The 26,685-nt window shown below is 71.9% G+C and carries 21 protein-coding genes; 5 read left to right on the top strand and 16 right to left on the bottom strand.

The annotated features are described in order from the left end of the window. Nucleotides 1-83: 83 nt before the first annotated feature. The 7 genes from ACQF4J_RS08245 to ACQF4J_RS08275 form a co-directional block, all read right to left on the bottom strand. Nucleotides 84-1,256 (bottom strand): right-handed parallel beta-helix repeat-containing protein, encoded by a 1,173-nt coding sequence (locus ACQF4J_RS08245; RefSeq protein WP_427165378.1) that lies wholly within the window; start codon nucleotides 1,254-1,256, stop codon nucleotides 84-86. A 137-nt stretch (nucleotides 1,257-1,393) separates the two neighbouring features. After that, complete coding sequence (locus ACQF4J_RS08250; RefSeq protein ID WP_427165379.1) at nucleotides 1,394-2,587, bottom strand: alanine--tRNA ligase-related protein; 1,194 nt, start codon at nucleotides 2,585-2,587, stop codon at nucleotides 1,394-1,396. Nucleotides 2,588-2,836: 249 nt separating this feature from the next. Beyond that, a complete protein-coding gene (locus ACQF4J_RS08255; protein ID WP_427165380.1) occupies nucleotides 2,837-3,643 on the bottom strand; it encodes a lysophospholipid acyltransferase family protein in 807 nt (268 codons plus the stop codon). Then, nucleotides 3,640-4,422 (bottom strand): GNAT family N-acetyltransferase, encoded by a 783-nt coding sequence (locus ACQF4J_RS08260; RefSeq protein WP_351572874.1) that lies wholly within the window; start codon nucleotides 4,420-4,422, stop codon nucleotides 3,640-3,642. Before ACQF4J_RS08260 ends, ACQF4J_RS08255 begins: the two co-directional genes overlap by 4 nt. A gap of 238 nt (nucleotides 4,423-4,660) precedes the next feature. Then, complete coding sequence (locus ACQF4J_RS08265; RefSeq protein WP_351572876.1) at nucleotides 4,661-5,410, bottom strand: succinate dehydrogenase/fumarate reductase iron-sulfur subunit; 750 nt, start codon at nucleotides 5,408-5,410, stop codon at nucleotides 4,661-4,663. After that, a complete protein-coding gene (locus ACQF4J_RS08270) occupies nucleotides 5,407-7,353 on the bottom strand; it encodes a fumarate reductase/succinate dehydrogenase flavoprotein subunit (RefSeq protein WP_427165381.1) in 1,947 nt (648 codons plus the stop codon). Before ACQF4J_RS08270 ends, ACQF4J_RS08265 begins: the two co-directional genes overlap by 4 nt. A 1-nt stretch (nucleotide 7,354) precedes the next feature. Next, nucleotides 7,355-8,026 carry a succinate dehydrogenase gene (locus tag ACQF4J_RS08275; RefSeq protein WP_351802121.1) on the bottom strand — a complete coding sequence of 224 codons (672 nt, stop codon included), beginning with the start codon at nucleotides 8,024-8,026 and terminating at the stop codon, nucleotides 7,355-7,357. Nucleotides 8,027-8,146: 120 nt separating this feature from the next. On the opposite strand from ACQF4J_RS08275, the gene ACQF4J_RS08280 reads away from it, so the two are divergent. Next, nucleotides 8,147-9,034, top strand: a complete 888-nt coding sequence (locus ACQF4J_RS08280; RefSeq protein WP_351572882.1) for a LysR family transcriptional regulator — start codon at nucleotides 8,147-8,149, stop codon at nucleotides 9,032-9,034. A gap of 52 nt (nucleotides 9,035-9,086) precedes the next feature. Here the strand turns inward: ACQF4J_RS08280 and ACQF4J_RS08285 are convergent, their stop codons facing one another. The 6 genes from ACQF4J_RS08285 to ACQF4J_RS08310 all read right to left on the bottom strand — a co-directional run bounded on the left by ACQF4J_RS08285 (nucleotide 9,087) and on the right by ACQF4J_RS08310 (nucleotide 18,374). Continuing rightward, nucleotides 9,087-9,866, bottom strand: a complete 780-nt coding sequence (locus tag ACQF4J_RS08285; protein ID WP_427165382.1) for an SDR family NAD(P)-dependent oxidoreductase — start codon at nucleotides 9,864-9,866, stop codon at nucleotides 9,087-9,089. A gap of 31 nt (nucleotides 9,867-9,897) precedes the next feature. Continuing rightward, the gene (locus ACQF4J_RS08290; RefSeq protein ID WP_351572888.1) at nucleotides 9,898-10,722 is read right to left on the bottom strand and encodes an alpha/beta hydrolase; all 825 of its coding nucleotides are present in this window, start codon (nucleotides 10,720-10,722) and stop codon (nucleotides 9,898-9,900) included. A gap of 127 nt (nucleotides 10,723-10,849) precedes the next feature. Beyond that, complete coding sequence (locus ACQF4J_RS08295; RefSeq protein ID WP_427165383.1) at nucleotides 10,850-13,546, bottom strand: ATP-binding protein; 2,697 nt, start codon at nucleotides 13,544-13,546, stop codon at nucleotides 10,850-10,852. A 669-nt stretch (nucleotides 13,547-14,215) separates the two neighbouring features. Continuing rightward, nucleotides 14,216-16,351, bottom strand: coding sequence for a putative bifunctional diguanylate cyclase/phosphodiesterase (locus ACQF4J_RS08300; protein ID WP_351572900.1), 2,136 nt, complete (start codon nucleotides 16,349-16,351; stop codon nucleotides 14,216-14,218). Continuing rightward, complete coding sequence (locus ACQF4J_RS08305; protein ID WP_351572903.1) at nucleotides 16,348-17,160, bottom strand: SAM-dependent methyltransferase; 813 nt, start codon at nucleotides 17,158-17,160, stop codon at nucleotides 16,348-16,350. The genes ACQF4J_RS08300 and ACQF4J_RS08305 overlap by 4 nt, the downstream gene beginning before the upstream one ends. A 251-nt stretch (nucleotides 17,161-17,411) precedes the next feature. Further along, entirely contained in the window at nucleotides 17,412-18,374 is a 963-nt protein-coding gene (locus ACQF4J_RS08310; protein WP_351572905.1) for an SCO0930 family lipoprotein, read from the bottom strand. Nucleotides 18,375-19,114: 740 nt separating this feature from the next. Here ACQF4J_RS08310 and ACQF4J_RS08315 point away from each other — a divergent pair. The 3 genes from ACQF4J_RS08315 (at nucleotide 19,115) to ACQF4J_RS08325 (ending at nucleotide 20,766) form a co-directional block, all read left to right on the top strand. Next, nucleotides 19,115-19,243: a hypothetical protein gene (locus ACQF4J_RS08315; RefSeq protein ID WP_351572908.1), complete on the top strand. Its 129-nt coding sequence runs from the start codon at nucleotides 19,115-19,117 to the stop codon at nucleotides 19,241-19,243. Between the two features lie 16 nt (nucleotides 19,244-19,259). Beyond that, a complete protein-coding gene (locus ACQF4J_RS08320) occupies nucleotides 19,260-20,024 on the top strand; it encodes a DUF4239 domain-containing protein (protein ID WP_351572911.1) in 765 nt (254 codons plus the stop codon). A 199-nt stretch (nucleotides 20,025-20,223) separates the two neighbouring features. Continuing rightward, nucleotides 20,224-20,766, top strand: a complete 543-nt coding sequence (locus ACQF4J_RS08325) for a hypothetical protein (protein ID WP_427165384.1) — start codon at nucleotides 20,224-20,226, stop codon at nucleotides 20,764-20,766. Nucleotides 20,767-20,881: 115 nt separating this feature from the next. Here ACQF4J_RS08325 and ACQF4J_RS08330 read toward each other — a convergent pair whose 3' ends face one another. After that, complete coding sequence (locus ACQF4J_RS08330) at nucleotides 20,882-21,376, bottom strand: hypothetical protein (protein WP_351572917.1); 495 nt, start codon at nucleotides 21,374-21,376, stop codon at nucleotides 20,882-20,884. Between the two features lie 333 nt (nucleotides 21,377-21,709). On the opposite strand from ACQF4J_RS08330, the gene ACQF4J_RS08335 reads away from it, so the two are divergent. Beyond that, nucleotides 21,710-22,366 carry a class F sortase gene (locus ACQF4J_RS08335; protein ID WP_351572920.1) on the top strand — a complete coding sequence of 219 codons (657 nt, stop codon included), beginning with the start codon at nucleotides 21,710-21,712 and terminating at the stop codon, nucleotides 22,364-22,366. Between the two features lie 30 nt (nucleotides 22,367-22,396). Here the strand turns inward: ACQF4J_RS08335 and ACQF4J_RS08340 are convergent, their stop codons facing one another. Together ACQF4J_RS08340 and lysX are read right to left on the bottom strand one after the other, a co-directional pair. Further along, nucleotides 22,397-23,233: a polysaccharide deacetylase family protein gene (locus ACQF4J_RS08340; protein WP_351572922.1), complete on the bottom strand. Its 837-nt coding sequence runs from the start codon at nucleotides 23,231-23,233 to the stop codon at nucleotides 22,397-22,399. 94 nt (nucleotides 23,234-23,327) lie between these two features. Continuing rightward, nucleotides 23,328-26,606, bottom strand: coding sequence for a bifunctional lysylphosphatidylglycerol synthetase/lysine--tRNA ligase LysX (gene lysX / locus ACQF4J_RS08345; RefSeq protein ID WP_351801961.1), 3,279 nt, complete (start codon nucleotides 26,604-26,606; stop codon nucleotides 23,328-23,330). Between the last annotated feature and the right edge of the window lie 79 nt (nucleotides 26,607-26,685).

Here is a 26,685-nt window from a genome sequence, read left to right on the forward strand (position 1 = left end):
GCGTTCCGCCGCGGCCCCGTCAGGGGACAGGGCGCACGTACTCAGATCCACCCGAGTACGTGCGCACCACCGGGCGAGTACCGCTACGGCGTCACCCGGACGCCGCCGAACGTCACCGCCAGGCTGCCGTCCGACGCGAAGGACCAGTCCAGGGAGCCCGAGTAGGAGGAGCAGCGGGAGCCGTTCGAGCCGGTCCAGAACTGGTTGGAGCTGTCGGCGCTGCCGACGGTCTTGTCGTTGGAGCCGCTCACGGCGAAGCGGCACGAGGTGTTGTCGCGGAAGACCGAAGTGCCCTTGTCGAAGGAGAAGTTGCGCTCGGCGTTGTCGACGCTCGCGTTGTTGGAGATCGTCATCGTGCCGGGGTTGCTGTTGTACGTGAACCCGTGGTGGCCGTTGCGGTAGGCGATGCTGTGCTGGACGACGTGGTCGACCGGGATGTCGTCGCCGCCCAGCTTGTAGCCGTTGCGGTCGCCGTTGGAGTTCACGGTGCCGTTGCTGAGCGTGCCGTTGGTGTAGGACAGGGAGTACTCGATCGTCACCGGCCCGATGGGACCCGTGTCGGTCTTGGTGTACAGGTCCCAGCCGTCGTCGATGTTGTTGTGGGAGACGTCGTAGCGGAACACGTTCCCGGTGCCGGTGGTCAGTTTCGCGGCGAAGCCGTCCGCGTCCTCGCCGTCGGAGTCGGCGTTGTCGTGCGACTCCGAGCTCACGATCAGGTTGTTCGACGGCCACTGGCTGCTGGGCGTGCTGGAGGAGATCCGGCCCAGCTGCAGACCGGTGTCCCGGTTGTACGCCGTCACCGCCCGCTCGACGACGTTGTTGCTGCCGCCGACGTAGATGCCGTTGTCCCCGGCGTGCTGGACGGTGATGCCGTACAGGCGCCAGTAGTCGGCGTTGAGCTGGATGCCCCGGTTCGACGAACTCTCGCTCTGTGCCGCGAAGTCCAGCACCGGCTTCTCGCCCGGGTAGGCGGTCAGTGTGGTCCGGGCGCCGGAGGTGCCGTTGCTGCCCGCGGGGATCGTGATCGTCGACGAGTAGTCGTACGTACCGCCGCGCAGGTAGATGGTGCCGCCCGAGGCGATGCGGCTGATCGCCGTGGCGAGTGTCGTCGGGGCGGACTGCGTGCCGGCCGCGCTGTCGGTGCCGCTCGGCGACACGTACTGCGTGGCGCTCGCGGCCTGGGCCGGCGTGCCCGACAGAGCGACGAGCGCGCCGGCCAGCAGGCTGACTGACGCGAGGACGGATCTCACGTGCATGGTGGTTCCTCCGGTTCGTCCGTGACCAGGGGTGCCGTGCAGGAGAAAGCGCTTTCTCAAGTTCTCGGACGGGAACGTAAGCGCTTACTGTAAACGCGTCAATAGCCGAGTGCTTGATTCTTATTCACGGACATGAACTAAGGTCGGGTCAGGGTGCTCCTTTCCAGCAGCCCGACGACGAGGTCGCGGGGCAGGCCGTGGGTGTCGTGGAGGTAGCCGAAGTCCTCCTCGCTCAGCGGCCGCCGGAACTCCGGACGGGACAGCAGGCGGCGCCCACGTTCCAGAAGCCTGGTGAACTTCCGCTCCTCCTCGAGGAGTTCACCGCGGAGCCGGTCGATGTCGCAGGTCTGGCGGAAGTGGTCGAGGGTGTGCAGGAGGGGCTGCGAGGGCAGGTCCGTCAGGCTGCGGGAGGGGTCGTCGCGCCGCAGGGTGGTCAGCAGGCGGCGGATCAGCCGGCGCAGCACGTAGCCGCGGCCGGTGTTGGACGGTCGTACGCCGTCGCCCAGCACGACGACACTGGAGCGCAGATGGTCGCAGACCAGCCGTGTCGACGGCTCGTCGCGCAGGTCCCACAGCCCGGGCACCGTGGACGTCCACGGCTCGAACAGGTCCGTGTCGTAGACCGACCGGTGGCCCTGCAGGACGGTCACGAGCCGTTCCAGACCCATGCCGGTGTCGACACCGGACCGGCCGAGGGGTTCGAGGCTGCCGTCCTCGTGCCGGTGGTAGCGCATGTGAACGTGGTTCCAGATCTCCACCCAGCGGGAGTCGGTGGTGGGCGTGCCCTGGGGCGGGGTGCCCTCCCCGCCGGTCCAGACGAAGATCTCGGAGTCGGGGCCGCACGGGCCGACCGGACCGTTGCACCACCAGTTGTCCTCGGTGGTCGACTCGACCGGCAGCCCCAACTCCCGCCAGGTGCACAGGGATTCTACGTCCGGGCCGACCTGTCCGTCGCCGCCGAAGACGGTGACGTACAGCTGCTCCCGTGGGATCCCGAAGCCGTCGCGCAGCAGTTCGTACCCCCAGCGCAGGCTCTGTGGGTGACCGTAGTCGCCGAGCGACCAAGAGCCGAGCATCTCGAAGACCGTCAGATGGGTCGGATCGCCCACCTCGTCGAGGTCGGTGGTGCGCAGGCAGCGCTGGACGTTGACCAGGCGTCGCCCCTGGGGGTGGGGACGGCCCAGCAGGTAGGGGGTGAGCGGATGCATGCCGGAGGTGGTGAACAGCACCGGGTCCGAGGGTGGCGGCAGCAGTGTGCTGCCGGTGACGAGGCTGTGCCCGCGCTCGCGGTAGAAGTCCAGGAAGGTGCGGACGGTCTGCTCGGTGTTCATGGCGTGGTCCTTCGCGTCGGGGCACCGGAAAGGACCGCGAGAAGGACGGGCGATGACGCGAGGAAGTCCCGGCGGTCCGTTTCCGGCCGCCGGGGAGAGGTGTGAGGTCAGGCGTCGGCAGCCGGGGAGCTGGTCGCTCGCGCGGCTGCGGTGCGGGTTCGCCTGATGACCTTCATGAATCCGACGCTAACAGCACGGGCGCGGACCGTCGCGGGAATTTTCCTCGGCACCACTGGGCAGTGGTGCGGCTCAGGCCACCAAGGCGGCGTGGGTCCAGTCGGGTTGGGGCGGGGATTCCGGCTGTGCCGCCCGGGCCAGGGAGCGGCGGTCGGGGTGGCTGTCCGGTGGGATGGCCTCCCGGACCTCGACCTCGGCCACCAGTCCCCGTGTCATCACCACCCGCCACACCGACGCCAGCAGCGAGTCCTCGCCGATGAAGGCCGGTGCCGTGCTGGCGGTGCCGGCGATCCGGTACCGCAGGCGCACGGGCTGGACCGGGACGTGCGCGTCGAGGGCGGCCTGGAAGACGGCCCGGCGGAAGCTGCCCTGGGCGCGGCCGCACCAGGTGCTGCCCTCGGGGAAGACGCCGACGGCCTGCCCGGAGCGCAGCGCGTCCGCGATGCGGGCGACGGTGTCGGGCAGGGCGCGCAGCCGGTTGCGGTCGATGAACAGGGCGCCGCCGCGGGCCGCGAGGGGGCCGGCCACGGGCCAGTCGCGGATGTCGGACTTGGCGAGCATCCGGGCGGGGCGGACGGCCGCCAGCAGCGGTATGTCCAGCCAGGAGATGTGGTTGGCGACGAGGAGCAGCCCGCCGGCGGGCGCGTCGGCGCCGGTGATCCGCACCCGTACCCCGGCGGCCCGGACGATCCACCGGCACCACCGCCGCACCCAGTCGGCGGGCATCCGTCCGGCGAACGGCGACAGCGCGATCCCGACGAGCATCAGGGCCACGACGGCGGTGATGCGGGCGACGGCACGCGGTACGGCCGTGACGCGGTCCCGCTGCTCTATGCACGCCCGCGGGGTGCAGGGCGCGCTGGGCATCCAGACGCTCATGAGGCCGGGACCAGGGAGAGGAAGTGCCGCAGATAGCGCGGGTTGACCCGGCGCATCGACAGCAGCACGTACAGGTCGGCGACCCCGAAGTCCGGGTCGTGGGCGGGCTCGGCGCAGACCCAGGCGCCGAGGCGGAGGTAGCCGCGCAGCAGGGCGGGCAGCTCGGCGGCCGGGGCGGGGGCTGCCGGGGCGGCCGTGGGCGGGACCCAGGGCAGCAGCGGCCGTACGCGGTACTCCTGCGGAGCCAGGTGCTTGGCCCGCACCCGGTCCCAGGTCGCGGAGGCGAGCGCGCCGCCGTCGGCGAGCGGCACGGAGCAGCAGCCGGCCAGCCACTCGTGGCCGCGATCGACCATGTAGCGGGCGATGCCGGCCCAGATGAGGCCGATGACGGCGCCGTCGCGGTGGGCGGGGTGGACGCAGGAGCGGCCGACCTCGACCAGGCCCGGCCGGATCGCGTCGAGCGGTCCGAGGTCGAACTCGCCCTCGGAGTAGAGCCGTCCGGCGACCGCGGCGCGCTCGGGCGGCAGCAGCCGGTAGGTGCCGACGACCTGCCCGGTGGTCTCCTCGCGCACCAGCAGGTGGTCGCAGTAGGCGTCGAAGGCGTCGATGTCGTATCCGGGCTGCGCGGTGGTCAGCAGGGCGCCCAGCTCCCCGGCGAACACCTCGTGCCGCAGCCGCTGGGCGGCACGCACGTCGGCCTCGTCGCGGGCGAGGGAGACGGAGTAGCGGGTGGGGGCGGCGGGCTGTGCGGGACGGTCCAGGGTGGTGACGCCGGTCATGGCTCTCTCCAGGTCGACGGCCGGGGACGGCGGAGCGGGAGCAGACCGTTGGCGCGTGATCTGCCGCCCCTGTTCTTCCGATGCCGGCTGACCTTCGCGTGACGGACGTAGAGAGAGCGGGTGTGGGCTTGCTGAACGGCTCGCCCCGGACAAGCGAGACGGGGCCGGGGAGCACCGTCCCGACCCCGCCCGTCCGCACCCGACGGCGAACGCTCTTCCTGAACCGGCGCAAGCGGGGCTACCGCTTCGCCACCTTGCGAGTGGCCCGCAGCCACTCCTTGTTCATGCTCGTGATGGACACCAGCGGAATCCCCTTGGGGCAGGCGGTGGCGCACTCCCCCGTCAACGTGCAGCCGCCGAACCCCTCCTCGTCCATCTGCGCCACCATGTCCAGCACCCGGGTCTCCCGCTCGGGCGCGCCCTGCGGCAGCACGTTGAGGTGGTTGACCTTGGCGGAGGTGAACAGCATCGCGGCGCCGTTGGGGCACGCGGCCACACACGCCCCGCACCCGATGCACTCGGCGTGCTCGAAGGCGAGGTCGGCGTCCGGCTTCGGCACCGGCGTGGCGTGCGCCTCCGGGGCGGAACCGGTCGGCGCGGTGATGTACCCGCCGGCCTGGATGATCCGGTCGAAGGCCGACCGGTCCACGACCAGGTCCTTGATCACCGGGAACGCGGACGCCCGCCACGGCTCGATGTCGATCGTGTCGCCGTCCTCGAAGGACCGCATGTGCAGCTGGCAGGTGGTGGTCCGCTCGGGCCCGTGCGCGTCCCCGTTGATCACGAGGGAGCACGCGCCGCAGATGCCCTCGCGGCAGTCGTGGTCGAAGGCGACCGGGTCCTCGCCCTTGAGGATGAGCTCCTCGTTGAGGGTGTCGAGCATCTCCAGGAAGGACATGTCGGAGGAGATGCCGTCCACCTCGTACGTGGACATGGCGCCTTCGGCGTCGGCGTTCTTCTGCCGCCAGACGCGCAGGGTGAGCCTCATGCGTAGCTCCGCTGGGTGGGGTGGACGTACTCGAAGACCAGGTCTTCCTTGTGCAGGGTGGGCGCCTCGCCGGTGCCGGTGAACTCCCAGGCGGCCGCGTACCCGAACTCGTCGTCCCGGCGGGCGGCTTCGCCGTCCGGCGTCTGGGACTCCTCGCGGAAGTGGCCGCCGCAGGACTCGGCGCGGTGCAGTGCGTCGAGGCACATCAGCTCGGCGAGTTCGAGGTAGTCGACGACGCGGTTGGCCTTCTCCAGGGACTGGTTGAACTCCTCGCCGGTGCCGGGCACCTTGATGCGCCGCCAGAACTCCTCGCGGATCTCCGGGATGCGCTCCAGCGCCTTGCGCAGACCGGCGTCGGTGCGCGCCATGCCGCAGAACTCCCACATCAGCTCTCCGACTTCGCGGTGGAAGGAGTCGGGGGTGCGGTCGCCGTCGACGGACAGCAGCAGGTTCAGCCGGTCCTGGGTCTCGGCCAGCACCTCCTGCACCGCGGGGTGTTCGTCGCCGACCTCGCCCTGGTGGGGGTTGCGGGCGAGGTAGTCGTTGATGGTGGCCGGCAGTACGAAGTAGCCGTCGGCCAGGCCCTGCATCAGCGCGGACGCGCCGAGGCGGTTCGCCCCGTGGTCGGAGAAGTTGGCCTCCCCGACGGCGAACAGGCCGGGGACGGTGGTCTGCAGGTCGTAGTCGACCCACAGGCCGCCCATCGTGTAGTGCACGGCCGGGTAGATGCGCATGGGCACCCGGTACGGATCCTCGTCGGTGATCCGCTGGTACATGTCGAAGAGGTTGCCGTACTTGGCCTCGACGGCCTTGCGGCCCATGCGCTCGATGGCGTCGGCGAAGTCCAGGTACACGCCCTGTCCACCGGGACCGACCCCGCGGTCCTCGTCACAGACGTTCTTCGCGGCGCGGGAGGCGATGTCACGCGGGACCAGGTTGCCGAAGGAGGGGTAGATGCGCTCCAGGTAGTAGTCGCGCTCGTCCTCGGGGATCTCGTTCGGCGGGCGGGTGTCGCCCTTGGCCCTGGGCACCCAGATCCGGCCGTCGTTGCGCAGCGACTCGCTCATCAGCGTCAGCTTGGACTGGTGGTCGCCGGTGCGCGGGATGCAGGTCGGGTGGATCTGCGTGAAGCAGGGGTTGGCGAAGTACGCCCCGCGCCGGTGGGCCCGCCAGATTGCCGTGGCGTTGGAGTTCATGGCGTTCGTCGACAGGTAGAAGACGTTGCCGTAGCCGCCGCTGGCCAGGACGACGGCGTCCGCGAAGTAGGTGGAGATCTTCCCGGTGATCAGGTCCCGGGCGACGATCCCGCGCGCCCGCCCGTCGACGACGATCAGGTCGAGCATCTCGGTGCGCGGGTGCATCTCCACGTTTCCGGCGGCGATCTGCCTGCTCAGCGCCTGGTACGCACCGAGCAGCAGCTGCTGGCCCGTCTGGCCGCGGGCGTAGAAGGTCCGCGAGACCTGTACGCCGCCGAACGACCGGGTGTCGAGCAGGCCGCCGTACTCGCGGGCGAACGGCACGCCCTGTGCCACGCACTGGTCGATGATCTCGACGGAGATCTGCGCGAGGCGGTGCACGTTGGACTCGCGTGCCCGGAAGTCGCCGCCCTTGACGGTGTCGTAGAACAGCCGGTGGACGGAGTCGCCGTCGTTGCGGTAGTTCTTCGCCGCGTTGATGCCGCCTTGCGCGGCGATGGAGTGGGCGCGGCGCGGGGAGTCCTGGTAGCAGAACTGGACGACGTGGTAGCCCTGTTCGGCCAGGGTGGCGCCGGCGGAGCCGCCCGCGAGGCCGGTACCCACCACGATCACCGTGTGCTTGCGCCGGTTGGCGGGGTTGACCAGCTTGGCCTCGAAGCGGCGCTTGTCCCAGCGCTCGTTGACCGGTCCGGCCGGGGCCTTTGTGTCGGCGACGGGTTCGCCGGTGACGTAGTCGGTGTAGGTCATGTCAGCTCACCACTCCGGTCATGACGCCCACGGGTACGGCGATGAAGCCGGCCGTGAGCAGCAGCGCGAGGACGTTCGCGACGGTCTTCAGGGCGCGGTCGCGGGTGCGGCTGCCGACGCCGAGGGTCTGGGCGGCGCTCCAGAAGCCGTGCCTGATGTGCAGGCCGAGCGCCAGCATCGCGACGATGTAGATGACGTTGCCGTACCAGGTGGAGAAGGTGTCCACGACGTTCTGGTACGGGTGGCCGGGCTGGAAGCCGCCCGGGTGGACGGTGCCGGTGGTCAGGTCGAGGAGGTGCCAGACGATGAACAGGCCGAGGATGATCCCGCCCCAGCGCATCGTGCGCGTCGCGTAGCTCGACCCGGCCTTCCTGTGTACGTACTTGCTGGGGCGCGCCTTGATGTCGCGGCGGCTGAGCTGGTACGCGGAGACGGCGTGCGCGACGACGGCGGCGATCAGCACGACGCGGACCAGCCACAGCGTCCACTCGTAGTGCATGAACGGTTCGCCGACGGTTCGCAGCCAGTGCGCGTAGTGGTTGAACTCCCCGGGCCCGAAGAAGATCTTCAGGTTGCCGATCACATGGGCGACCAGGTACAGCAGCATGATCACGCCGCTGACGGCCATCACCGTCTTCTTGCCGACGGAGCTGTCCCACACCGTGCGCGCCATCGACGGCCGTCGGTCCGTCCGCGTTGCCAGAGCCATGGGTCCTGACGTTAGGGCCGTTCGGCCCCATCGGTCCAAGACATGATCGACCTCGATTCCATAGGCTGCGACTATCGTACGAGGATGCAGTTCCAGCAGCTCCAGTACTTCGTGGCCGTCGCCGAGACCCGCCACTTCACCCGGGCCGCCGAGCTGGTCCATGTCGCCCAGCCGTCGCTCTCGCAGCAGATCAAGGCGCTGGAACGGGAGCTCGGGGCCGATCTGTTCCGGCGCGCGCGGGGCAACATCACGCTCACCGACGCGGGTGAGGCGCTGCTGCCGCTGGCCCGCCGGATCCTGGCCGACGCGGACACCGCCCGGCACGAGGTGCAGGAACTGGCGCAGCTGCGCAGCGGCCGGGTACGGCTGGGCGCCACGCCGAGCCTGTGCACCGGCCTGCTGCCGGACGTGCTGCGCGCCTTCCACGACCGCTATCCCGGCATCCGGCTGCTGATCGAGGAGGGCGGCTCGCACGACCTCGTACGTGAGCTGGCGCGCGGCGCCCTGGACCTGGCGCTGGTCGTCCTGCCGCTGCCGACGCCGTCCCCGGCGCTGACGACGGTGGAGCTGCTGCGCGAGGACCTGGTGGTGGTGTCCTCACCGGAGGCCCCCGCCCCCGGCGGCCCCGGCCGGCGCACGGTGCGCATCTCCGATCTGGAGGGCGAGCGCCTGGTGATGTTCCGGCACGGCTACGACCTGCGGGAGCTGACCGTGGCCGCGTGCCGCGCCGAGGGGTTCGAGCCGGAGTTCGCGGTGGAGGGCGGCGAGATGGACGCGGTGCTGGGCTTCGTGCGGGCAGGGCTGGGCGTGGCCGTCGTACCGCGGATGGTGGCGACGCGGACCGGACGGGGGCTGCGGGTCACCCCCCTCGCCCGGCCCGGTCTGCGCCGCACGATCGCGCTGGCGCACCGCAGCGACGTCGCTCCGCCGCGGGCGGCGCGGGAGTTGCAGCGGATGCTGCTGGAGCGGTGAGCGGCGCCGCGCGGACGGAGCGGTGAGCGGTCCCGGGTGGGGTTCGCCCGGATCACCAGGTGGGGATGAAGCCGCCGTCGATCACCAGATCGCTGCCGGTGATGTTGCGGGAGCGGTCGCCGGCGAGGAAGAGGACCAGGTCGGCGATCTCGGCGGGCTTGGAGAAGCGGCCGGTGACGGCGGCCTTCGAGGCCTGCGCGACCACGTCGTCCGGGGTGATGCCGGCGGCCGCCGAGACCGTCTGCGCCACTCCCCCGCCGCCCAGCCACAGCTCGGTCTCGACCGGGCCGGGACTGACGGTGTTGACGCGGATGCCCTTCGGGCCGACCTCCTTCGACAGTGCCTTGGAGAAGGCGACCAGGGCGGCCTTGCCCGCGCTGTAGTCGATGACCAGCGGGTCCGGGAGGGTGGCGTTGACGGAGCCGACCGTGATCACCGAGCCGTCGGCGGCGTCCAGCATCACGGGCAGCGCGGCCCGGGTGACCCGTACCGCCGTCAGCAGGTTGAGGTCGATCGTGCGCCGCCACTCCTCGTCGGTGACCGACAGGAAGCCGCCGGTGCGCGCGGGTGCCGAGCCGACGTTGTTGACCAGGACGTCGATGCGTCCGCCGGCCGCCGCGATCAGTTCCCCGGCCGCGTCCGGCTCGGCGAGGTCGACCGGCACCCAGGTCACCGATCCTTCCTTCACCAGCGCGTCCAGCCGCTCGGAGGACGTGCGCGACCCCGCCACGACATGGGCGCCGGCCTGGGCGAGAGCCTCCACGATCGCCAGTCCGATGCCCTTGCTGGCGCCGGTGACCACGGCGGTCCTGCCCTGCAGTTCGCTGTTCATGCTGTCCGACTCCCTCGATGTGATGGCGATGTCAGGCGTGTGCGGTGTCATGGCCCCGGATGTCCTGCCGGTCCAGCCAGTCCAGCGCGTACTCGGCGACGGTCCGCCAGCCGTGGTCCACGGTGAGCGAGTGGCCGCGGTCGGGGAACTGCTTGAGCTCGGTGACGGCCGGCGAGTCGCCGTAGAGCTTGTAGGCGGAGCGGGTCACCGCGTCCGGGACGGTGTGGTCGGCCTGTCCGGAGATCAGCAGCAGCGGCCCCCGGTCGGGGTTGCGCGTGGCGACCTCGGCGGCCGAGTGCCGGGTGAAGTTGGCGAACGCGGCCTCGAACAGCGGGCGGCCGGGCGAGGGGATGGTGAACCGCTCGTGCAGGGCGTCGGACTCGGTCTGCTCCAGCGCGTTGCCGAAGCCGTAACGGAACTGCGCGGGGGTCAGGGAGACGGAGCGCTTGCGGTTGGCGGGGTTGCCCAGCACCGGGAAGCCGGCCCGGAGCTGGGCCGGGGGAAGTGCCTTGACGCCCTTGATCTGCGCCGGGTCGACGGCGACCGCGGCCCGGGCCAGGCCCTTGCCGAGCAGCTTCTGGGCGATCAGCCCGCCGAAGGAGTGGCCGATCAGCACGGGCGGGGCGTCCAGGGAGCGGATGATGCCGGCGTAGTGGTCGGTGACGTCGTCGATGCCGAGCCCGGCGACGGCCTCGGGGTGCCGGCGCGCCTCGGCGACGGTGGCGGCCTCGCCGGGCCAGCCGGGGGCCACCGCCGCGTACCCGCGCTCCGTGGCCAGGTCGATCCAGGGCTGCCAGGACGAGGCATGCAGCCACAGTCCGTGGATGAGGACGAGGGGGGTGCGCGATGTGGCCATGGCCGGCTCCTGGGACTTCGGGACCGCCGAGGGGCGGTGCGTTGCCTTCACAGTGCCGCGACAGTCGCCCACGCCGATTGAGTCGAATGACTGTCGTCGGCGACGGCGGCTGGGTGTGCCGAACGGGTCAGATCCCCTCGAGCGCGTCCCGCAGGGAGGCGCGGGAGGAGATGCCCAGTTTGGGGAAGATCCGGTAGAGGTGCGCGCCGACCGTGCGCGGGGAGAGGAAGAGCCGGGCGCCGATCTCCTTGTTGCTCAGGCCGCTCGCCGCGAGGTCGGCGATCTGCCGCTCCTGCGGGGTGAGCGCGGCGCCGGTGGCGGTGGGCTCGCCGGGCAGGCCGGAGGCGCGCAGCTCCGCCTGGGCGCGGCGCAGCCAGGGGGTGGCACCGAGCCGTTCGAAGGTCTCGGCGGCGAGGCCGAGCGCCGTCCGGGCCGTCGTGCGGTCGTGGGTGCGGCGCAGCCACATGCCCTGCTCCAGCCTGACCCGGGCCAGCTCGAAGGGGAAGTCGACACCGGCCGGGTGGGCGACCGCCCGCTCGAACAGCGGCCCCGCCTCGGTGTCCTCGGCCGTCATCGCCAGCACCGCCGTGGTCAGGAAGGCCAGGCGCGGAGAGATGGCCGGCAGCCCCTGGTCGCGGGCCGCCAGGGCATGCGTCCGGGCGTGGTCGAGGCGGCCGGTGTGCACGGCGGCCTCCACCAGGTCCAGCAGCATGCGCACGGCCTGCTGGGAGTACGGCGTGAAGGTGCCGGGCGCGGTGAGGCCGCCGGCGTAGGCGTAGGCGCTCTCGTAGTCGCCGGTGGTCAGGCCCAGGGCCGCGCCGGTCGCCTCGGCGAGCTGGGTGAGGTAGCCGACGCCGCGCGGGCGGGCCCAGCGGTCGACGCGGTCGAGGGCCGCGCGGGCGGTGTCGGCGTCGCCGCGCCAGGCCGCGAGCAGGCCGAGGAAGCCGTGGTACTGGTGCTCGAACAGCCGGTAGCCGTGGGCGACGGTGAGGGCGAGTCCGCGCCGGCCGGTCTCCTCCGCGGCGTCCCACTCGCCGCTGGACATCTGGTCGAGCATGACGAGCTGCTGCAGCGTCATCGCGTTGGTGACCGCGCCACTGCCCGTCTCGCGTTCGGCGACCCGGCGCACCAGCGTCCGGTGTTCGGCGAGCGCGTCCAGGTAGTACGCGGCCACGCCGAGCCGCATCACGTCCCACGGCTGGCCGTCGCCGAGCCTGCCGAACGCGGCCAGGACCCGCTCGCGCGCCCCGGCCCCCCTGCGGGCCACGTCGCCCCAGGCGTCCCGGTAGAGCGGGGTCGGGCCGTCGACGCGGTCCGCGTCCCGGTCCATCAGCGCGTCGCTCACCCGCCACAGGGCGGGGTCGGCGGAGAACACGCTGATGGCCAGCAGCAGGTTCAGCAGGCGTGCGCGGATCTCCTCGTCGGCGTCGGACGGGAGCGCCTTGAGTTCCGCGGCGACCCTGCGGTGGGCGGAGCGGACGTCGCCGTCCTCGTAGAGCGCCGTGTAGGCGTAGGTGATCACCGCCGTCGGCGACCGGCCCGTCCCGGCCAGCCGGTCGGACGCCTCGCGCAGTTCGTGCGCCTGGTCCAGCAGGGCCGACTGGGCGGCGACATAGGCGGCCTCGCCGAGGCGGCGGGAACGCTGCGCCGCGGTGGGACTGAGTTCGGCGGCCCGGGTCAGCAGGGTCAGGGCGGCCGCCGAGCCGCCGCGCGCGGTGGCGGAACGGGCGGCGCGCTCCAGGACGACGGCGACCGACTCGTCGGGGTCGACGGTGGCCGCCGCGAGGTGGGTGGCGTGGCGTTCGAGTTCCTCGCGGTGCAGCCGCGCCAGGTCGACGTGGGCGGCACGGCGTTCGTTGGGGGTGGCGGACTGCAGCAGCGCGGAGCGGACGAGCGGGTGCCGGAAGACCAGGTCGCCGGTGTCCGCGTCGGTGGTGAGCAGGCCGTGTGCGACGGCGCCGTCGACGGCGCCCAGCGGATAGCGGGCCCGGCCCGGCAGCGCGGCGGCGCCGGTGCCGTCGAGAGCGGCCCGCAGCAGCTCCGCCCGCTCGGCCCCGTCGAGGCGGGCGATACGGTCGCCGTACAGGCGCTCCAGCCGCCGGGACAACGGCAGTTCGGGCCGGTCGGCGGAGCCGTCCAGGGCGGCGGGCAGCTCCAGCAGTGCGAGGGGGTTGCCGCGGGCCTGGTCGAGGATCCGGCGCCGGGCCGGCTCGGCAAGGCCGGGACTGCTGGCGTCCAGCAGCCGGGCCGAGGCCTCGGGCGACAACGGGGACACCGTCAGCTCGGGGAGCCCGGAGCCGTCCCACGGCGACGGCGTGTCGGCCCGCACCCCCACCGCCATGCGCACGGCGTACCCGGACAGCCGCCGCGCGATGAAACGCGCCGCCTCCGCGCTCTGCGGATCCAGCCAGTGCGCGTCGTCGACCACGAGCAGCAGCGGTACGTCGCCGGAGGCCAGGGCCAGCAGATCCAGTACGGCGATGCCCAGGGCCATCACCGACGGCGGCTCACCGGTGCTGCGGCCGAAGACGATGTCGAACGCCGCCCGCGTCGCCGGGTCCAGCGCACCGGCGTCGGCCAGCAGCGGGTGCAGCAACTGGTGCAGCCCGGCGAACGCCAGTCCGGCCTCCGCCTCCACCCCGGCCGCCCGCACGACGCGCTGCCCCAGCTCGGCCGCTCGCGCGGCCGCCACGTCCAGCAGCGCGCTCTTGCCGACCCCGGGCTCGCCCCGCAGCACGAGCGCCCGCCCCTCGGTGGAGGCCACGAGCCCGGCCAGCTCGCCGACCTCCCACTCCCGCCCCACGATCGAACCCGCATTCGCCATGCGCACATGCTGCCCCCTACGGGCCCGGCCCGCCGCCGGAATGCCGGTCACCGATCACGCGCGCACCGTCCGCCGTCCGCCGGGCTGCCGCCGTCCCGCACGGCACACGAGAGGCGGCACGACCGGGCCGCCGCCGTCCAGGACGGACCACGCCTGTCGACCGCAGTGCGGTGGCGAGGGGCCCAGGCCCCAGACCTGCATCCCCCGGGCGGCAGGAAGAAGGTCCGGTCCGAGGGCCGAGAACGGGCCACCGCCGTCCCACACGGCACACGAGAGGCGGCAGGACCGAACCGCCGCCGTCCAGGACGGACCACGCCTGTCAGCCGCAGTGCGGTGGCGAGGGGCCCAGGCCCCAGACCTGCATCCCCCGGGCGGCAGGAAGAAGGTCCGGTCCGAGGGCCGAGAACGGGCCACCGCCGTCCCACACGGCACACGAGAGGCGGCAGGACCGAACCGCCGCCGTCCAGGACGGACCACATCTGTCAGCCGCAGTGCGGTGGCGAGGGGCCCAGGCCCCAGACCTGCATCCCCCGGGCGGCAGGAAGAAGGTCCGGTCCGAGGGCCGAGAACGGGCCACCGCCGTCCCACACGGCACACGAGAGGCGGCAGGACCGAACCGCCGCCGTCCAGGACGGACCACGTCCTTCGGCGGCTTCCGGGGCGGCCGGGTCAGCCCGTGGCGTCGACCAGCGCCAGCTCGTGCAGGCGGTCCGGCGGGCCCGGGCGGGCGTAGTACCAGCCCTGGGCGGTGTCGCAGCCCAGTATCCGCAGCTGTTCCGCCTGGGCGCCGGTCTCCACGCCCTCGACCGTGACCGCGAGGTCGAGGCTGTGGGCGAGCGAGACGATCCCCTCGACGATCTTGAGGTCGACGGGGTCGGCCGGGAACTGCTGCATGCCCTGGGTGAAGGAGCGGTCCAGCTTGAGGATGCTGACCGGCAGGCGGCGCAGGTTGGCGAGGTTGGAGTAGCCGGTGCCGAAGTCGTCGAGGGCGATGTCGACGCCCATCTCGGCGAGCCGGCGCAGCGGTTTGAGCAGGTCGTCGTCCGCGCCGATCAACGCCGACTCGGTCACCTCCAGGCACAGGGCGTCCGGTTCGACGCCCGCGCGTTCCAGGATGTCGACGGTGTCCTGCACCAGGCCGGGGTGGGTGAGCTGGCAGGGCGAGAGGTTGACGTTGATGCGCAGCGGGCCGGCCTCGTCGTGCCGTTCCCGCCACTGTCGGGCCTGCCGTACCGCCTGCTCCAGCACCCAGCGGCCGAGCGGCACGATCAGGCCGGTGTGTTCGGCGAGCGGGATGAACCGGTCCGGGCCGAGGACGCCGTGCTGCGGATGCAGCCAGCGCACCAGGGCCTCGGCGCCCCGGACGCTGCCGTCGCCGAGATGGACAAGCGGCTGGTACTCGATGAAGAACTCGTCCCGCTCCAGCGCGGCCGGCAGGGCGTTGGTCAGGCCGTGCCGGGTGATGGCGCGGGCGTCGGCCTCCGGGTCGGCCAGTTCGAAGCGGTTGCCGCCCGCCGACTTGGCCCGGTACATGGTGATGTCGGCGCTGCGCAGCACCTCGGCCGGGCTGCGTTCGCCGGCCGGCCCCTCGACGATGCCGATACTGCCGCGCACGGTCAGCTCACGGCCGTCGATGCTGATGGGGGCGAGCAGCGCGCTCATGATGCGGGCGGCGAGGTCGTCGACCTCGCGCTGGGTGTCGGGACCGGTGGTCAACGCCACGAACTCGTCGCCGCCGAGCCGGGCGACCATCTCGCCGGGCGCGGTGGCGCAGGACGACAGCCGGTCGGCGACCTCGACGAGCAGCCGGTCGCCGGCCGCGTGGCCGAGGCTGTCGTTGACGGTCTTGAAGCCGTCGAGGTCGAGGTAGCACAGGCCGAAGCGCTGCCCGCCGCCCGCGCCGAGGGCCTTCTCCAGGCGCTCGAAGAAGAAGGTGCGGTTGGGCAGGCCGGTGAGCGCGTCGTGGGTGGCCTCGTAGCGCAGGCGGAGGTTGAGCAGCCGGCGCTCGGTGGTGTCCTCCATGAGGGCGAGCTGGTACTGCGGGTTGCCGTCGGCGTCGCGCAGCAGGGAGACCGTCAGGTTGGTCCACAGGACCGTTCCGTCAGGTCGGTAGAAGGCTTTTTCGAGGTGGTAGTGCTCGCGTTCGCCGCGGACCAGCTCCTCGTACAGCGTCCAGGTCTGGGGCGCGTCCTCGGGATGCGTCCACTCCTTGACGTTGCGGGAGCGCAGACTGTCCTCGGGGATGCCGAACATGCGCAGCAGGGCGCCGTTGACCTGAAGGATGTTGCCGTCCAGGTCGGCCATGCCGATCCCTATGGCCGCGCCCTCGAAGACCGCGCGGAAGCGGGCCTCGGTCGCGTGCAGCGCCTGCGCCACCACGCCCTGCGCCTTCAGGGCGGCCGCGGAGATCGCCTCCTGCTCGGCGAGGGTCCGCTCGCGCAGCTCCTGTGCGAACCCGGCGGCCATGGCGTGCTGCAACCGCGAGCAGCGGGACCGCAGTTCCTCCCGGTCGCCGTCCTCGCCGCAGTACAGCACGAGGTAGGCGTCGACGCAGTCGAGGGTCCGGCTGAGCGCCTCGGGATCGGTGCAGTGGACGGAGACGAGGGCGGCGCCCACCGCCCTGCCCTCGTCCGCGTCGAGCGGCCGTGCGTGCAGCGCCCGGCTCAACCGCCGGGCCAGTGGCAGGAGTTCCTGTTCGAACTCCGGCCGGGTCAGCGACGTGGAGGTCACCGGGAACACCGCCCGGCTCCAGATCGTCGCGAACCGGCGCAGTCTGTCCTCCGGCCCGTCCGGCTCCGCGGTCACGCCGTACGCCCCACGCCGGCGAACCCGGAGAAGGCATAAGGATCCTCGTCCTCGGGCGCCGTATCCGGCCGCCAGTGCGGCATCGGCACCAGTCCCGGTTCCACCATGTCGTACCCCTCGAAGAACCGCGCGATCTCCTCGCGCGAGCGCATGATCAGCGGGTTGCGAATGTCCTTGTACACGTCGACCGTGCCCGCGGCCCGCTCCGGGGAGAGCGGGATTCCTTCGTACGAGGCATGGGTGAGGATCAGCAGACTGCCGGGCGCGAGCGCGTCGCGCAGCTGGGCCACCGCCTCGTACGGGTCGTCCTCGTCCTCCACGAAGTGCAGTATGGCAACGAGAAGCAGCGCCACTGGCCGATTCAGGTCGATCAGGCGCTCCACTTCGGCGCTGGCGAGGATCTCCTGGGGCTTGCGGAGGTCGGCGGCGACGACGCCGGTGTCGTCGTTGCCCTCCAGGACCGCCTGGCTGTGCGCGACGGCGACCGGGTCGTGGTCGACGTAGACGACGTGCGCGCCGGGGCTGGCCGCCCCGGCCACCTCGTGGACGTTGCCGAAGGTCGGGATGCCGGAGCCGATGTCGAGGAACTGGGTGATGCCCTCGGCGGCCGCGAACCGCACCGCGCGGCGCATGAACGCCCGGTTCGCCTGCATGATCTTGGGCAGGCCCGGCATGAACTCCATCGCCTTGCGGGCGGCCTCCCGGTCGACCTCGAAGTTGTGCGAACCGCCCAGGTAGAAGTCGTAGATCCGGGAGACGCTCGGCACCGAGATGTCGATGCTCCGTGGGGCCCAGGCGGGACGTTCCATCTATCTCTCCAGGGGCGTAGGCGATCCGGTGTTCGAGCTGAGGCTACTGATCGCCTGCCAACGGGGCGAGCCGAAACGGAAATTGACCGTCCGTTCCCGGTCACTGCCTGCGGCACGTGCCGCATTCGCCCGTCGAAAAGCGGCAAAACGGCCGCATGCGCAAAGCGGTCCGCCCCCTCCGTGCGGTGCGGAGGGGGCGGACCTGCGATCGAACGCGCGTGGAGGTGCGATCAACCCTGGGGAGGTGACGCCTACTTCTTCGGCGCGCCGATCGGCTTTCCGGAGGGGGCCATGACGTACCAGGTGCCACCGACGCCCTGGCCGTTGATGTCCCCGGGCTTGGTGTCGCCGGAGAAGGTGTACGCCGGCCAGCAGTCGACGGTCATCTGCTTGACGCCGTCGGGGCGGGTGAAGCCCATCAGGCCCTTCTTCTCGATGCCCTTGGTGTCGTTCGGGGAGACCGGGGCGACGGCCGGCCACTTCTCCAGGCAGGCACCGGTGCAGTTGGAGATGACCTTCGGCCAGGCCACGTCCTTGATGAAGCGGTAGACCGTCATGCCGTTCTTGTCGACGACGATGTCGCCGAGCTTGGGGTCCTTGCGGACGGACAGTCCGGGCAGGCTCGCCAGGGAGGCCTTCTTACCGGTCGGGGCCAGCGCGAACCACTTGCCGCCCACGCCCTGTCCGGTGACGTCGCCGGCCTTGGTGTCCTTCGCGTAGCGGTACGCCGGCCAGCCCGCGATGGTCAGCTGCTTGGTGCCGTCGGCCCGGGTGACCTCGCCGAGCAGCGACTTGTCTATACCGGCGCCGGCGGTGGCGTCGTCGGCGGGCACGGGCGGCCAGGCCTTGGCGCAGTCGCCGTCGCAGTTGGACTTGGGCGGCTCGGCGGTGTCCTCGTCGTAGCGGTACAGGGTCAGGCCGGCGCCGTCGGTGAGCACCTTGCCGAGCTCGGCGTTGTCGGTGGCGGTGAGCTTGCCGGCGGGGGTGCTCTGGCCGCCCGCGGCCTGCTGTCCGTCGGCGCCGTACCCGTTGCCCGGGCTGGCGCTCGCGCTCGTGCCGGCGCCCACGCTGCCGTATCCACCGGCCGGGGCCGTGGCGCCCACGTTCTGACTGCCCACCGAAGAGGTGCCGCTTTCCTGGCCGCACGCGGTCGTAAGGGCCAGCATGGCCGCGGCGCCCACCACGAACGAGGCGCTCCGCCAGGAGGTCTTCATCGTCAACAACTCCCCATGATCACAAGGGTGTTGCAGCGCCCTGCTGCGCCGCCGCACGAGCATGGGTACGCATGAGACCTGTGGTTGTGTTCAACCACCTCACAAATTTCTTTCCGCAACCCGTGCCACCCGCACGCAAACTCGTACATCCGTGCGCGACTTCGGACACCACGGGGTTACGTCGATCAAACCACCGCACGCCGTCATCCCCCGTTCGGGCCAAGTTGCGCGACACGTCGGCGTGTGGCGGCCGGGCAAGCCTCATGATCTTCGTCGTGCATGGACCCGAACCGACCCAAACCGCCTTCATCGCGCGGGTGTTGACACTGACCGCGTTGACCTGGCTGCTCGTCGGGGCCCCGGCCGGCGTCGCGACCGCCGACGCCTGCGCCTATGCGTCGACCGGCCCCGACGGCACACAGGCGGTGGCGGTCGCCGGGAGCCTCTCCTGGCCGACGCCCCCGGCATGCCCGAAGCCCACTCCGCCCCCGCCGCCTCCGAGCCCGCCCTGCCCGACACCGACCCCGACCCCCACGCCGCCCCCCGCTCCGAGCCCTCCCCCGGCCCCCAAGCCCCCGCCCCCCAGGCCGAAACCCACGCCGAAGCCGGTCCCTCCGCCACCCCCGCACCCGGCCGCACCGCGTCCGGCCGCGCCTCCTCCCCCGCCTCCCCCCGCACCGGTTCCGCCGCCCGCCCCGAAGCCGTCGCCCAAGCCCACCCCGCACCCGTCCGCGGCCCCCGTGAGCTATCCGCGCTACCGGGCGCCCGCGCCGCACACACCCCGCCACGACGGCCCCTCGCCGCTCACCTTCGTCCTGCTCATCACCGCGCCCGCCGCGATCGCCGTCGCCGCGCTGCGTCCCCGCTGATTCCTGGAGGCACCTCTTGCCGCAATGGCTTGTTCTCACCCTCGCGATGCTGGCCGCGTGCGTCGTGGTGGTCGTCATCACCGTCGTACGCCACAAGGCCGCGCCCGAGGACGAGGACCCCAGCGAGACCCCGGACGTCATCGAGTACATGACCATGTGGATCGGCGTGGTGTACGCCATCGTCCTGGGCCTGGCCATCGCCGGGGTGTGGGAGGGCCGCAGCGCCGCCCAGGACCACGTCCAGACGGAGGCGGTCGCGCTGCACGAGATCTCGGAGCGGGTGCGGGTCTATCCGCCCGACGTGCGCGATCGCATCCGGGAGGATGTCAACGCCTATGTCGGACAGGTCGTCACCACCGAGTGGAAGACGATGGCCGACCACGCGAAGACGACCGCGCGCGGCGATGAGCTCTTCGACCGCGTCCGCCACGACGTCACCGACTACCAGCCGGGGAGCGACTTCGAGGCGCAGGCCTACCAGCCCCTGCTCGACCAGGTGACCACGGCCGCGCAGGCCCGCAGCGCCCGCACCGACTCACTGGGGGCGACCATGCCGGGCGTGGTGTGGTTCGGGCTGCTGAGCGGGGCCGTGATCACCATCGGCATGGTCTTCGCCCTGCAGATCCGGCGAACCGCGCGCGAGCTGGTCCTCGCTGGGCTGTTCTCCGCCCTGATCGCCTTCCTGCTCTTCCTCATCTGGGACTTCGACGCGCCCTACAGCCGCGGCATCACGGCGTCCGCGGCCCCCTTCCTCAATCTTTTCCCGCATCTCGGCGCCTGACAGCCCTTCACCCCACGGGCCACCCCGGCAAAGGGGCCACGCCGTGCGTGTCCCCTGGGTGGCCCAGTGTTTTCCCCCATTCGCCCGACTGGGATCGCACAGGCGCACACATGTTCCTAGCGTTTCGGTCATCGAGGTGCATTTATGGCGCAAGCGGAAAAGGTCCGCAGCTGCTCCTCGGGGACCCGGAGGATTCACCATGCGCGCGATACGCGTCGCTTCGGCCGCGCTGCTGGGCGTCGGCGCCCTCGCCTTCTCCGCACCGCCCGCCGTCGCGAACGACGGCGGCAACGTCACACCGTTCGGCTTCAGCGTCCTGCCCACGACCATCGCGGCGGGCGGGCAGATCTCCTTCCGGCTCGACAGGGACAGCGGCGGCTGCAAGGGGTCGGTGACCGTCTCCTCGGCCGTCTTCGACACCGTGACGATCCCGCGCGGACGCTCGTCCGGGACCGCGACGGTGGACGTGGACGCCAAGGCCATGGCGGTGTATCAGGTGAGGTTCGCCTGCGACGGGATGAGCGGATCGACGGATCTCACCATCGCGGGGGACCGGCCGGCGGGCCCCACCCCGGTGCCGGTCGGTCCGGTCAACCCCGACCAGGGTGTGCGCGCGGGCGAGGGCGGCAGCATCGCCGGGTTCGACCTCCGGGAGATCGGTCTCGGCGCGGCGCTGGTGGCCGGCTCCGTCGGGACGGCGTACCACTTCTCGCGGCGCCGCGGCCGCGAGGACGGTGCCTGACCGGGACCGGTCGCACATGCCCTCGCCCCGAATCCTGGCCGAGGATCCGGGGCGAGGGCCGTTCCACGTGCGATCCGCGCTCCGAAGGGGGAGGAGGCCGGACGGGGGCAGGAGGTCAGATCCGCCGCTCCGCCCTGCGGCGCATCAGGAACACGCCGCCGCCGATGACCGCCGCGGCCACCAGACCGCCGCCGATGGCCATGTCGGTGGGGGTCGCCCCGGTGGAGGAGCTGCCGCCCAGGCCGCCCCGGACACCGCCGATCACGGTGTAGGCGGTCGGGTTGGTCAGGGTCTGGCTGCCGCAGGTGACCGTGATGCTGTGGGAGCCGGTGCGGGCGTTGGCGTTGACCGTCGCGGTACCCCTGGACGTGTTGCTGTTGGCGACCCGGTTCAGCGTCGTGGACGAGAACGCGTCGGAGGTCGCCACGGCCAGCCCCGGGCAGCCGTCGACGGTGATGGTCAGCTGCCCGCCGCGGGCGATGACGCTGGGCAGGGCGACGAGGTTGCTCAGGGTGATGGGCATGCCGTCGCGTGCGACGGCCGTCGGGGCGGCGAGCCCGAGGGTGGCGACCACGGCGGCCGAGGCCGCCAGGGCACGAGTGGTACGCATGTGATCCTCCGCGGAAGACGCCCCGGGTCCCGTCCCCGGTCGATCGGCGAGAAAGCGCCTCCCGATAAGACCCTCAGTTGCCGTGCGGCGGCCCGCATTTCGGCGATGGTCCGTCCTGGTGAGAGGACACGCCGGACGACAACCGCACAATCGGATATCTCCGCAGGTCACGGACCGTCAGAAAATTCCTGGGAGCGGCAACTCGGATGGCGCACCGGCAACACGCGGGGCCACCCGTTCGGCTTGTGCCCCGTCGCCGGTCGCGTGCGCGGGACTTAGCGTTCTCGTATGCGCGAATGACGTGGCGACGGCCGCGTCGAGAGGGGAAGTCGAATGTCTGCGTTCGAGCTGGCCGAAGAAGAGGAGCAGCCCAAGAAGCGCGCTCCTTGGGGCGTGATAGCGCTTGTTCTGCTGACCGGCCTCGCGCTCATTCGGAACGGGTCGGGAGAGTTCGACGTGGGTCCGCCGCAGCCTGCTTCGGCGGCCGCGGCGGACAGCCGTGTCCCCGGCACCTTCGCCAAGGTCCAGGCGCTGCCGTACGCCGTGCCCGACCGGGTCAGGATCCCCACGATCCGGGTCGACGCGCCGGTCATGCCGGTGGGCCTGGACTCGGACGGCTGGGTCGGCGCGCCACCGCCGGAGGACCCGAACCTGGCGGGCTGGTTCACCGGCGCGGTGTCGCCCGGCGAAAAGGGCACCGCGGTCGTCGTCGGCCACGTGGACAACAAGTCGGGCCCCGCCGTTTTCTACGGACTCGGGGCCCTGAAGAAGGGAAATCGCATCGAGGTCGCCCGTAAGGACGGAAAGACGGCCGTGTTCGAGATCTACGGCATCGAGGTCTTCGCGAAGAACAACTTTCCCGGGGACCGTGTCTACGGCTCCAAGGGGGAACCGGAATTGCGGGTCATCACCTGCGGCGGCGGTTTCTCGAAGCAGCACGGTTACGACGGCAACGTCGTCGTCTTCGCCCGCCTGGCCGAGGTCCGCTGAGCGTTCCCCGGCCGGATGGGCGCCGTCCGCTCAGGCGTAGCGGCGCCTCGGGACGGTGAGGTGGTAACCGGAGGCCAGCAGGTGCGGCAGATACCGCTTCAGCGCCCGGACGCTCTGGGAGCGGTCGCCCCCGGCGTCGTGGGAGAGCACCACGACGCCGGGGGCGGCGCCGGCCTCGACGTGGTCGACGATGACCCGGGTGCCCGGGGTGGTCCAGTCCTCGGTGTCGACGGTCCAGGCCATGGGCTCCATGCCCAGTTCGGCCTCGATCTGGAAGACCGAGCGGCTCCATGCCCCGTAGGGTGCCCGGAACCACAGCGGACGCTCTCCGTAGGCGTCTTCGATGACCTTGCTGGTGCGCTGCAGCTCCGAGTGGATCTGACGGCGGCTCAGCCGGGTCAGCAGGGGGTGGGACCAGGTGTGGTTGCCGACGACGTGCCCCTCGTCGGCCATCCGGGCCAGCAGGTCCCGGTTCCAGTCGGCCTGCTCCCCGCACACGAAGAACATGGCGCGGACGTCGTGCTCGGCCAGGGTGTCCAGGATGTGCGGCGTGTAGCGGGGGTCGGGCCCGTCGTCGAAGGTCAGCACCATGGTGCGACCGCGCCCCGAGACACGCAGGAACGGCTCGTGCCGCACCGCGGTACGGGCGGCCGTCCCTTGCGGTGGTCCGTACCCGGTCAGGGGCTGAAGACGGTAGGCGGAGGGCTTGAGCACGGGTCGTGCCTGCGGGCCGGCGGCGAAGGCGGCCGTGCGCGCCGGTTCGTCTCCCGCGCCGAGCGCGAACGCGCCGGCGGTGCCGGCGGCTCCCAGAGCGGCGGCGCCGCCGATCAGCATCCGGCGCCGCGTGAGGAACTGATCCTTCTTCATGACCCATCAGTCGCCCGGCCGAAGGCCGACGCCCCACAGCGACACCGCAGTGGGGCGGGAAAGCACCCGCTCGGCCCAAGCGGACGGGGCACGGTCAGCGGCGGCGCACCAGCGGGAAGGGCAGGGTCTCCCTGATCGTCCGGCCGGTGAGGAACATGACCAGCCGGTCCACGCCGATGCCGAGGCCGCCGGTGGGCGGCATCGCGTATTCGAGGGCGTCGAGGAAGTCCTCGTCCAGTTCCATGGCCTCGGGGTCTCCCCCGGCGGCGAGGAGGGACTGGGCGGTCAGGCGGCGGCGCTGCTCGACGGGGTCGGTCAGCTCCGAGTAGGCGGTGCCCAGTTCGGTGCCGAAGGCGACCAGGTCCCAGCGCTCGGCGAGCCGCGGGTCGGCGCGGTGCTGCCGGGTGAGCGGGGAGACGTCGGTCGGGAAGTCCTTGTAGAAGGTGGGCAGCAGGGTCCTGTCCTCGACCAGCCGCTCGTACATCTCCAGTACGACGTCGCCGCGGCCGTCGTCGGGGGTGTACGGCACTCCGGCCCGGTCGCAGATCCGCCGCAGCGCGGGCAGTTCGGTGTCCGCGTCGATCTCCTCCCCGACGGCCTCGGAGATCGCGCCGTGCACCGTCCTGACCGGCCATCGGCCCGAGATGTCGTACTCCTTGCCGTCCTTGCGGGCGACGGGTGTGCCGAAGGCGGCGGTGGCGGCGCCCTGGATCAGTTCGCGGGTGAGGTCGAGCATCACGTCGTAGTCGGCGAAGGCCTGGTAGGCCTCCAGCATGGTGAACTCGGGGTTGTGCTTGTAGGAGACGCCCTCGTTGCGGAAGGTGCGGCCCATCTCGAAGACCTTCTCCAGGCCGCCGACGCACAGCCGCTTGAGGTACAGCTCGGGGGCGATGCGCAGGTAGAGGTCGAGGTCGTAGGCGTTGATGTGGGTGGTGAAGGGGCGAGCGTTGGCGCCGCCGTGGATCTGCTGGAGCATCGGGGTCTCGACCTCCAGGTAGCCACGCTCCAGCAGGCCCTGCCGCAGTGCCTGTACGGCGGTGGAGCGTGCGCGCACGAGTGCGCGGGCGTCGGGCGCGGAGATCAGGTCGACGTGGCGCATCCGGACCCTGGCCTCGGGGTCGGCCAGGCCCCGGTGCTTGTCGGGCAGGGGACGCAGGCACTTTCCGGTCAGCAGCCAGTCGGTGACGAACACGGTGGGTTCGCCCTTGTCGCTGGTGCCGGCCCGGCCGGTGGCGGTGATGTGGTCGCCGATGTCGGTGTCGGCGGTGAACCGCCTCAACGCGGGGCCGGACTCCGCGCGGGTGAGCGCGAGTTGGTGATCTCCCGACCAGTCGCGCAGCACGACGAAGACGATGCCGCCGAAGTCGCGGACGAGGATGATCCGGCCGGCGACGGTGACGTGCTCGCCCTCGCGGACGTCGGCGAGGGCGTGGGTGCGCGCGGGGACGCCCACCGGGTAGGGGTCCGTGCCCTCGGCCCGCAGACGGTCAAGGGTGCGGTGCCGGACGCGGACTTGTTCGGGCAGGCCGGCCTGCTGGTCATCGGGCCCGGCCTCGTCCCCTCCGTCGAGGCCGAGCGCCGACAGCGACGGCAGGCCCTCCGTCGTGGCGGGCCTGGACGCACCTCTCGAGTGCCCCTTTCCCCAGAGTTTGCGCAACGACGGTACGGAGACGAAGCCTTCGGCGATTCCGGAGGCCAGGCCGATGCGGGCGAGGGCGCCCGCGTCGCCGTAGCAGATGAAGCGCGGGTACCACTGCGGGCGGTACTTGGCGTTGGAGCGGTAGAGGGCCTCCAGCTGCCACCAGCGGGAGAAGAACAGCAGCAGTCGCCGCCACAGCCTCAGAACGGGTCCGGCGCCGATGCGGGAGCCCTCCTCGAACACCGAGCGGAAGACGGCGAAGTTCAGGGAGACGCGGCGCACGCCCAGCTTCGGGGCCACGGCGCACAGTTCGGCGACCATGAACTCCATGACGCCGTTGGGGGCGGTGCGGTCACGGCGCATCAGGTCGAGGGAGACGCCGTCGCGGCCCCAGGGGACGAAGGAGAGCAGGGCGAGCAGGCGGCCGTCGCGGCCGAGTGCCTCCACGAGCAGGCAGTCGCCGTCGGCCGGGTCGCCCAGACGGTCCAGGGCCATGGAGAAGCCGCGTTCGGTCTCGGTGTCGCGCCAGGCGTCGGCCTTGTCGACGATCTCCTCCATCTCCGCGTCCGTGAGGGTGGAGTGGCGGCGGATGCGGCTGGTGGCGCCGGTGCGGCGGACGCGGTGGACGGCCTGCCGGGTCACTCGCATGTCACGGCCGTCGAGGTCGAAGTCGGCGACGTTCAGGATCGCCTCGTCACCGAGCTGGAGCGCGCCGAGGCCGGCGCGGGCGTACGCCCTGGCGCCGTCCTCGGAGGCGCCCATCGCCGCCGGTGCCCAGGCATGCCGGCGGGCCACGTCCTGCCAGGCGGCGATGGCGTGCGGCCAGGCCTCCCGGTCGCCGACCGGGTCGCCGCTGGCCAGGCAGACTCCGGCCTCCACGCGGTAGGTGACGGCGGCCTTGCCGCTGGGCGAGAAGACGACGGCCTTGTCGCGGCGGGTCGCGAAGTAGCCGAGGGAGTCGTTCTCGCCGTAGGCCCCGAGCAGGGCGCGGATGCGGGGTTCCTCGTCACCGTGCAGGGCGGATTCCATGCGCTGGGAGCGGAACAGGGCGGCGGCCGCGTTGAGGAGGGCGAGAGCGCCGAACAGGCCGAGCAGGAAGTACAGGGCGCGGGGCGGGCGGCCGTCGAAGGAACGGGCGGAGACCAGGCCGCCGCATACCCGGTTGGCGGCCCACAGCAGGCGCTGGCCCCAGGGCAGGGTGCCGGGGAAGAGCTCCACCAGGCCCCAGCCGGCGAGGATGCCCAGCGCGAGTCCGGCGATCAGGACGCCGACCGCCCGGCGTACGGCGGCGCGGCGCGAGGCGGCGTAGAACTCCCGGCGGGCGACGATCAGCACGACGAGCAGGAGTCCGCAGACGACGAGGGACGGCAGGGACTCGGCGTACAGGCCGAGCAGCACGTCGACGGCGTCGTCGGCGACCAGCAGGCCCAGGTAGACCACGACGAGCCACCACGCGACCTTCTTGCGCGCGGCGGTCGCGGCGGCCAGCAGCAGGAGGAAGACGGCGTAGGCGAGGTTGGCGCTGACCGGGACGGTGATCAGGTCGAGGAAGCGGACGACCGGGCGCAGCAGCAGGCGCAGGGGCGGGATCAGGGCGAGGAGGGCGCACAGGACGGCGAGGGCGCCGAAGAAGGTCGCGAAGGCCTCCGGCACCTTGCTCGTCGGGCCGGTTCCGGGCTGCGGTGTCGGGCCCGTCGCCGTCTTGCGCGAGGAGGCCTCCGCCGTGGCACTCATGTACCCGACTGTAGGAAGTTCCGGGCCACCACGCTCCCCCAGAGGTCCCTCGCACGGGGCGGACCTGGGCCCTCCGATA

This window comes from Streptomyces sp. C1-1 (assembly GCF_050214755.1).
GTDB lineage: Bacteria > Actinomycetota > Actinomycetes > Streptomycetales > Streptomycetaceae > Streptomyces.

Bases quoted from the DNA above. Each gene is read 5' to 3' on its own strand.
- ACQF4J_RS08280 (WP_351572882.1), top strand. From the start codon at position 8,147: ATGCAGTTCCAGCAGCTCCAGTACTTCGTGGCCGTCGCCGAGACCCGC.
- ACQF4J_RS08325 (WP_427165384.1), top strand. From the start codon at position 20,224: ATGCGCGCGATACGCGTCGCTTCGGCCGCGCTGCTGGGCGTCGGCGCC.
- ACQF4J_RS08260 (WP_351572874.1), bottom strand. From the start codon at position 4,422: ATGACCGGCGTCACCACCCTGGACCGTCCCGCACAGCCCGCCGCCCCC.
- ACQF4J_RS08305 (WP_351572903.1), bottom strand. From the start codon at position 17,160: ATGGAACGTCCCGCCTGGGCCCCACGGAGCATCGACATCTCGGTGCCG.
- ACQF4J_RS08335 (WP_351572920.1), top strand. From the start codon at position 21,710: ATGTCTGCGTTCGAGCTGGCCGAAGAAGAGGAGCAGCCCAAGAAGCGC.
- ACQF4J_RS08265 (WP_351572876.1), bottom strand. From the start codon at position 5,410: ATGAGGCTCACCCTGCGCGTCTGGCGGCAGAAGAACGCCGACGCCGAA.
- ACQF4J_RS08295 (WP_427165383.1), bottom strand. From the start codon at position 13,546: ATGGCGAATGCGGGTTCGATCGTGGGGCGGGAGTGGGAGGTCGGCGAG.
- ACQF4J_RS08290 (WP_351572888.1), bottom strand. From the start codon at position 10,722: ATGGCCACATCGCGCACCCCCCTCGTCCTCATCCACGGACTGTGGCTG.
- ACQF4J_RS08255 (WP_427165380.1), bottom strand. From the start codon at position 3,643: ATGAGCGTCTGGATGCCCAGCGCGCCCTGCACCCCGCGGGCGTGCATA.
- ACQF4J_RS08330 (WP_351572917.1), bottom strand. From the start codon at position 21,376: ATGCGTACCACTCGTGCCCTGGCGGCCTCGGCCGCCGTGGTCGCCACC.
- ACQF4J_RS08245 (WP_427165378.1), bottom strand. From the start codon at position 1,256: ATGCACGTGAGATCCGTCCTCGCGTCAGTCAGCCTGCTGGCCGGCGCG.
- ACQF4J_RS08275 (WP_351802121.1), bottom strand. From the start codon at position 8,026: ATGGCGCGCACGGTGTGGGACAGCTCCGTCGGCAAGAAGACGGTGATG.
- ACQF4J_RS08285 (WP_427165382.1), bottom strand. From the start codon at position 9,866: ATGAACAGCGAACTGCAGGGCAGGACCGCCGTGGTCACCGGCGCCAGC.
- ACQF4J_RS08310 (WP_351572905.1), bottom strand. From the start codon at position 18,374: ATGAAGACCTCCTGGCGGAGCGCCTCGTTCGTGGTGGGCGCCGCGGCC.
- lysX (WP_351801961.1), bottom strand. From the start codon at position 26,606: ATGAGTGCCACGGCGGAGGCCTCCTCGCGCAAGACGGCGACGGGCCCG.
- ACQF4J_RS08270 (WP_427165381.1), bottom strand. From the start codon at position 7,353: ATGACCTACACCGACTACGTCACCGGCGAACCCGTCGCCGACACAAAG.
- ACQF4J_RS08250 (WP_427165379.1), bottom strand. From the start codon at position 2,587: ATGAACACCGAGCAGACCGTCCGCACCTTCCTGGACTTCTACCGCGAG.
- ACQF4J_RS08340 (WP_351572922.1), bottom strand. From the start codon at position 23,233: ATGAAGAAGGATCAGTTCCTCACGCGGCGCCGGATGCTGATCGGCGGC.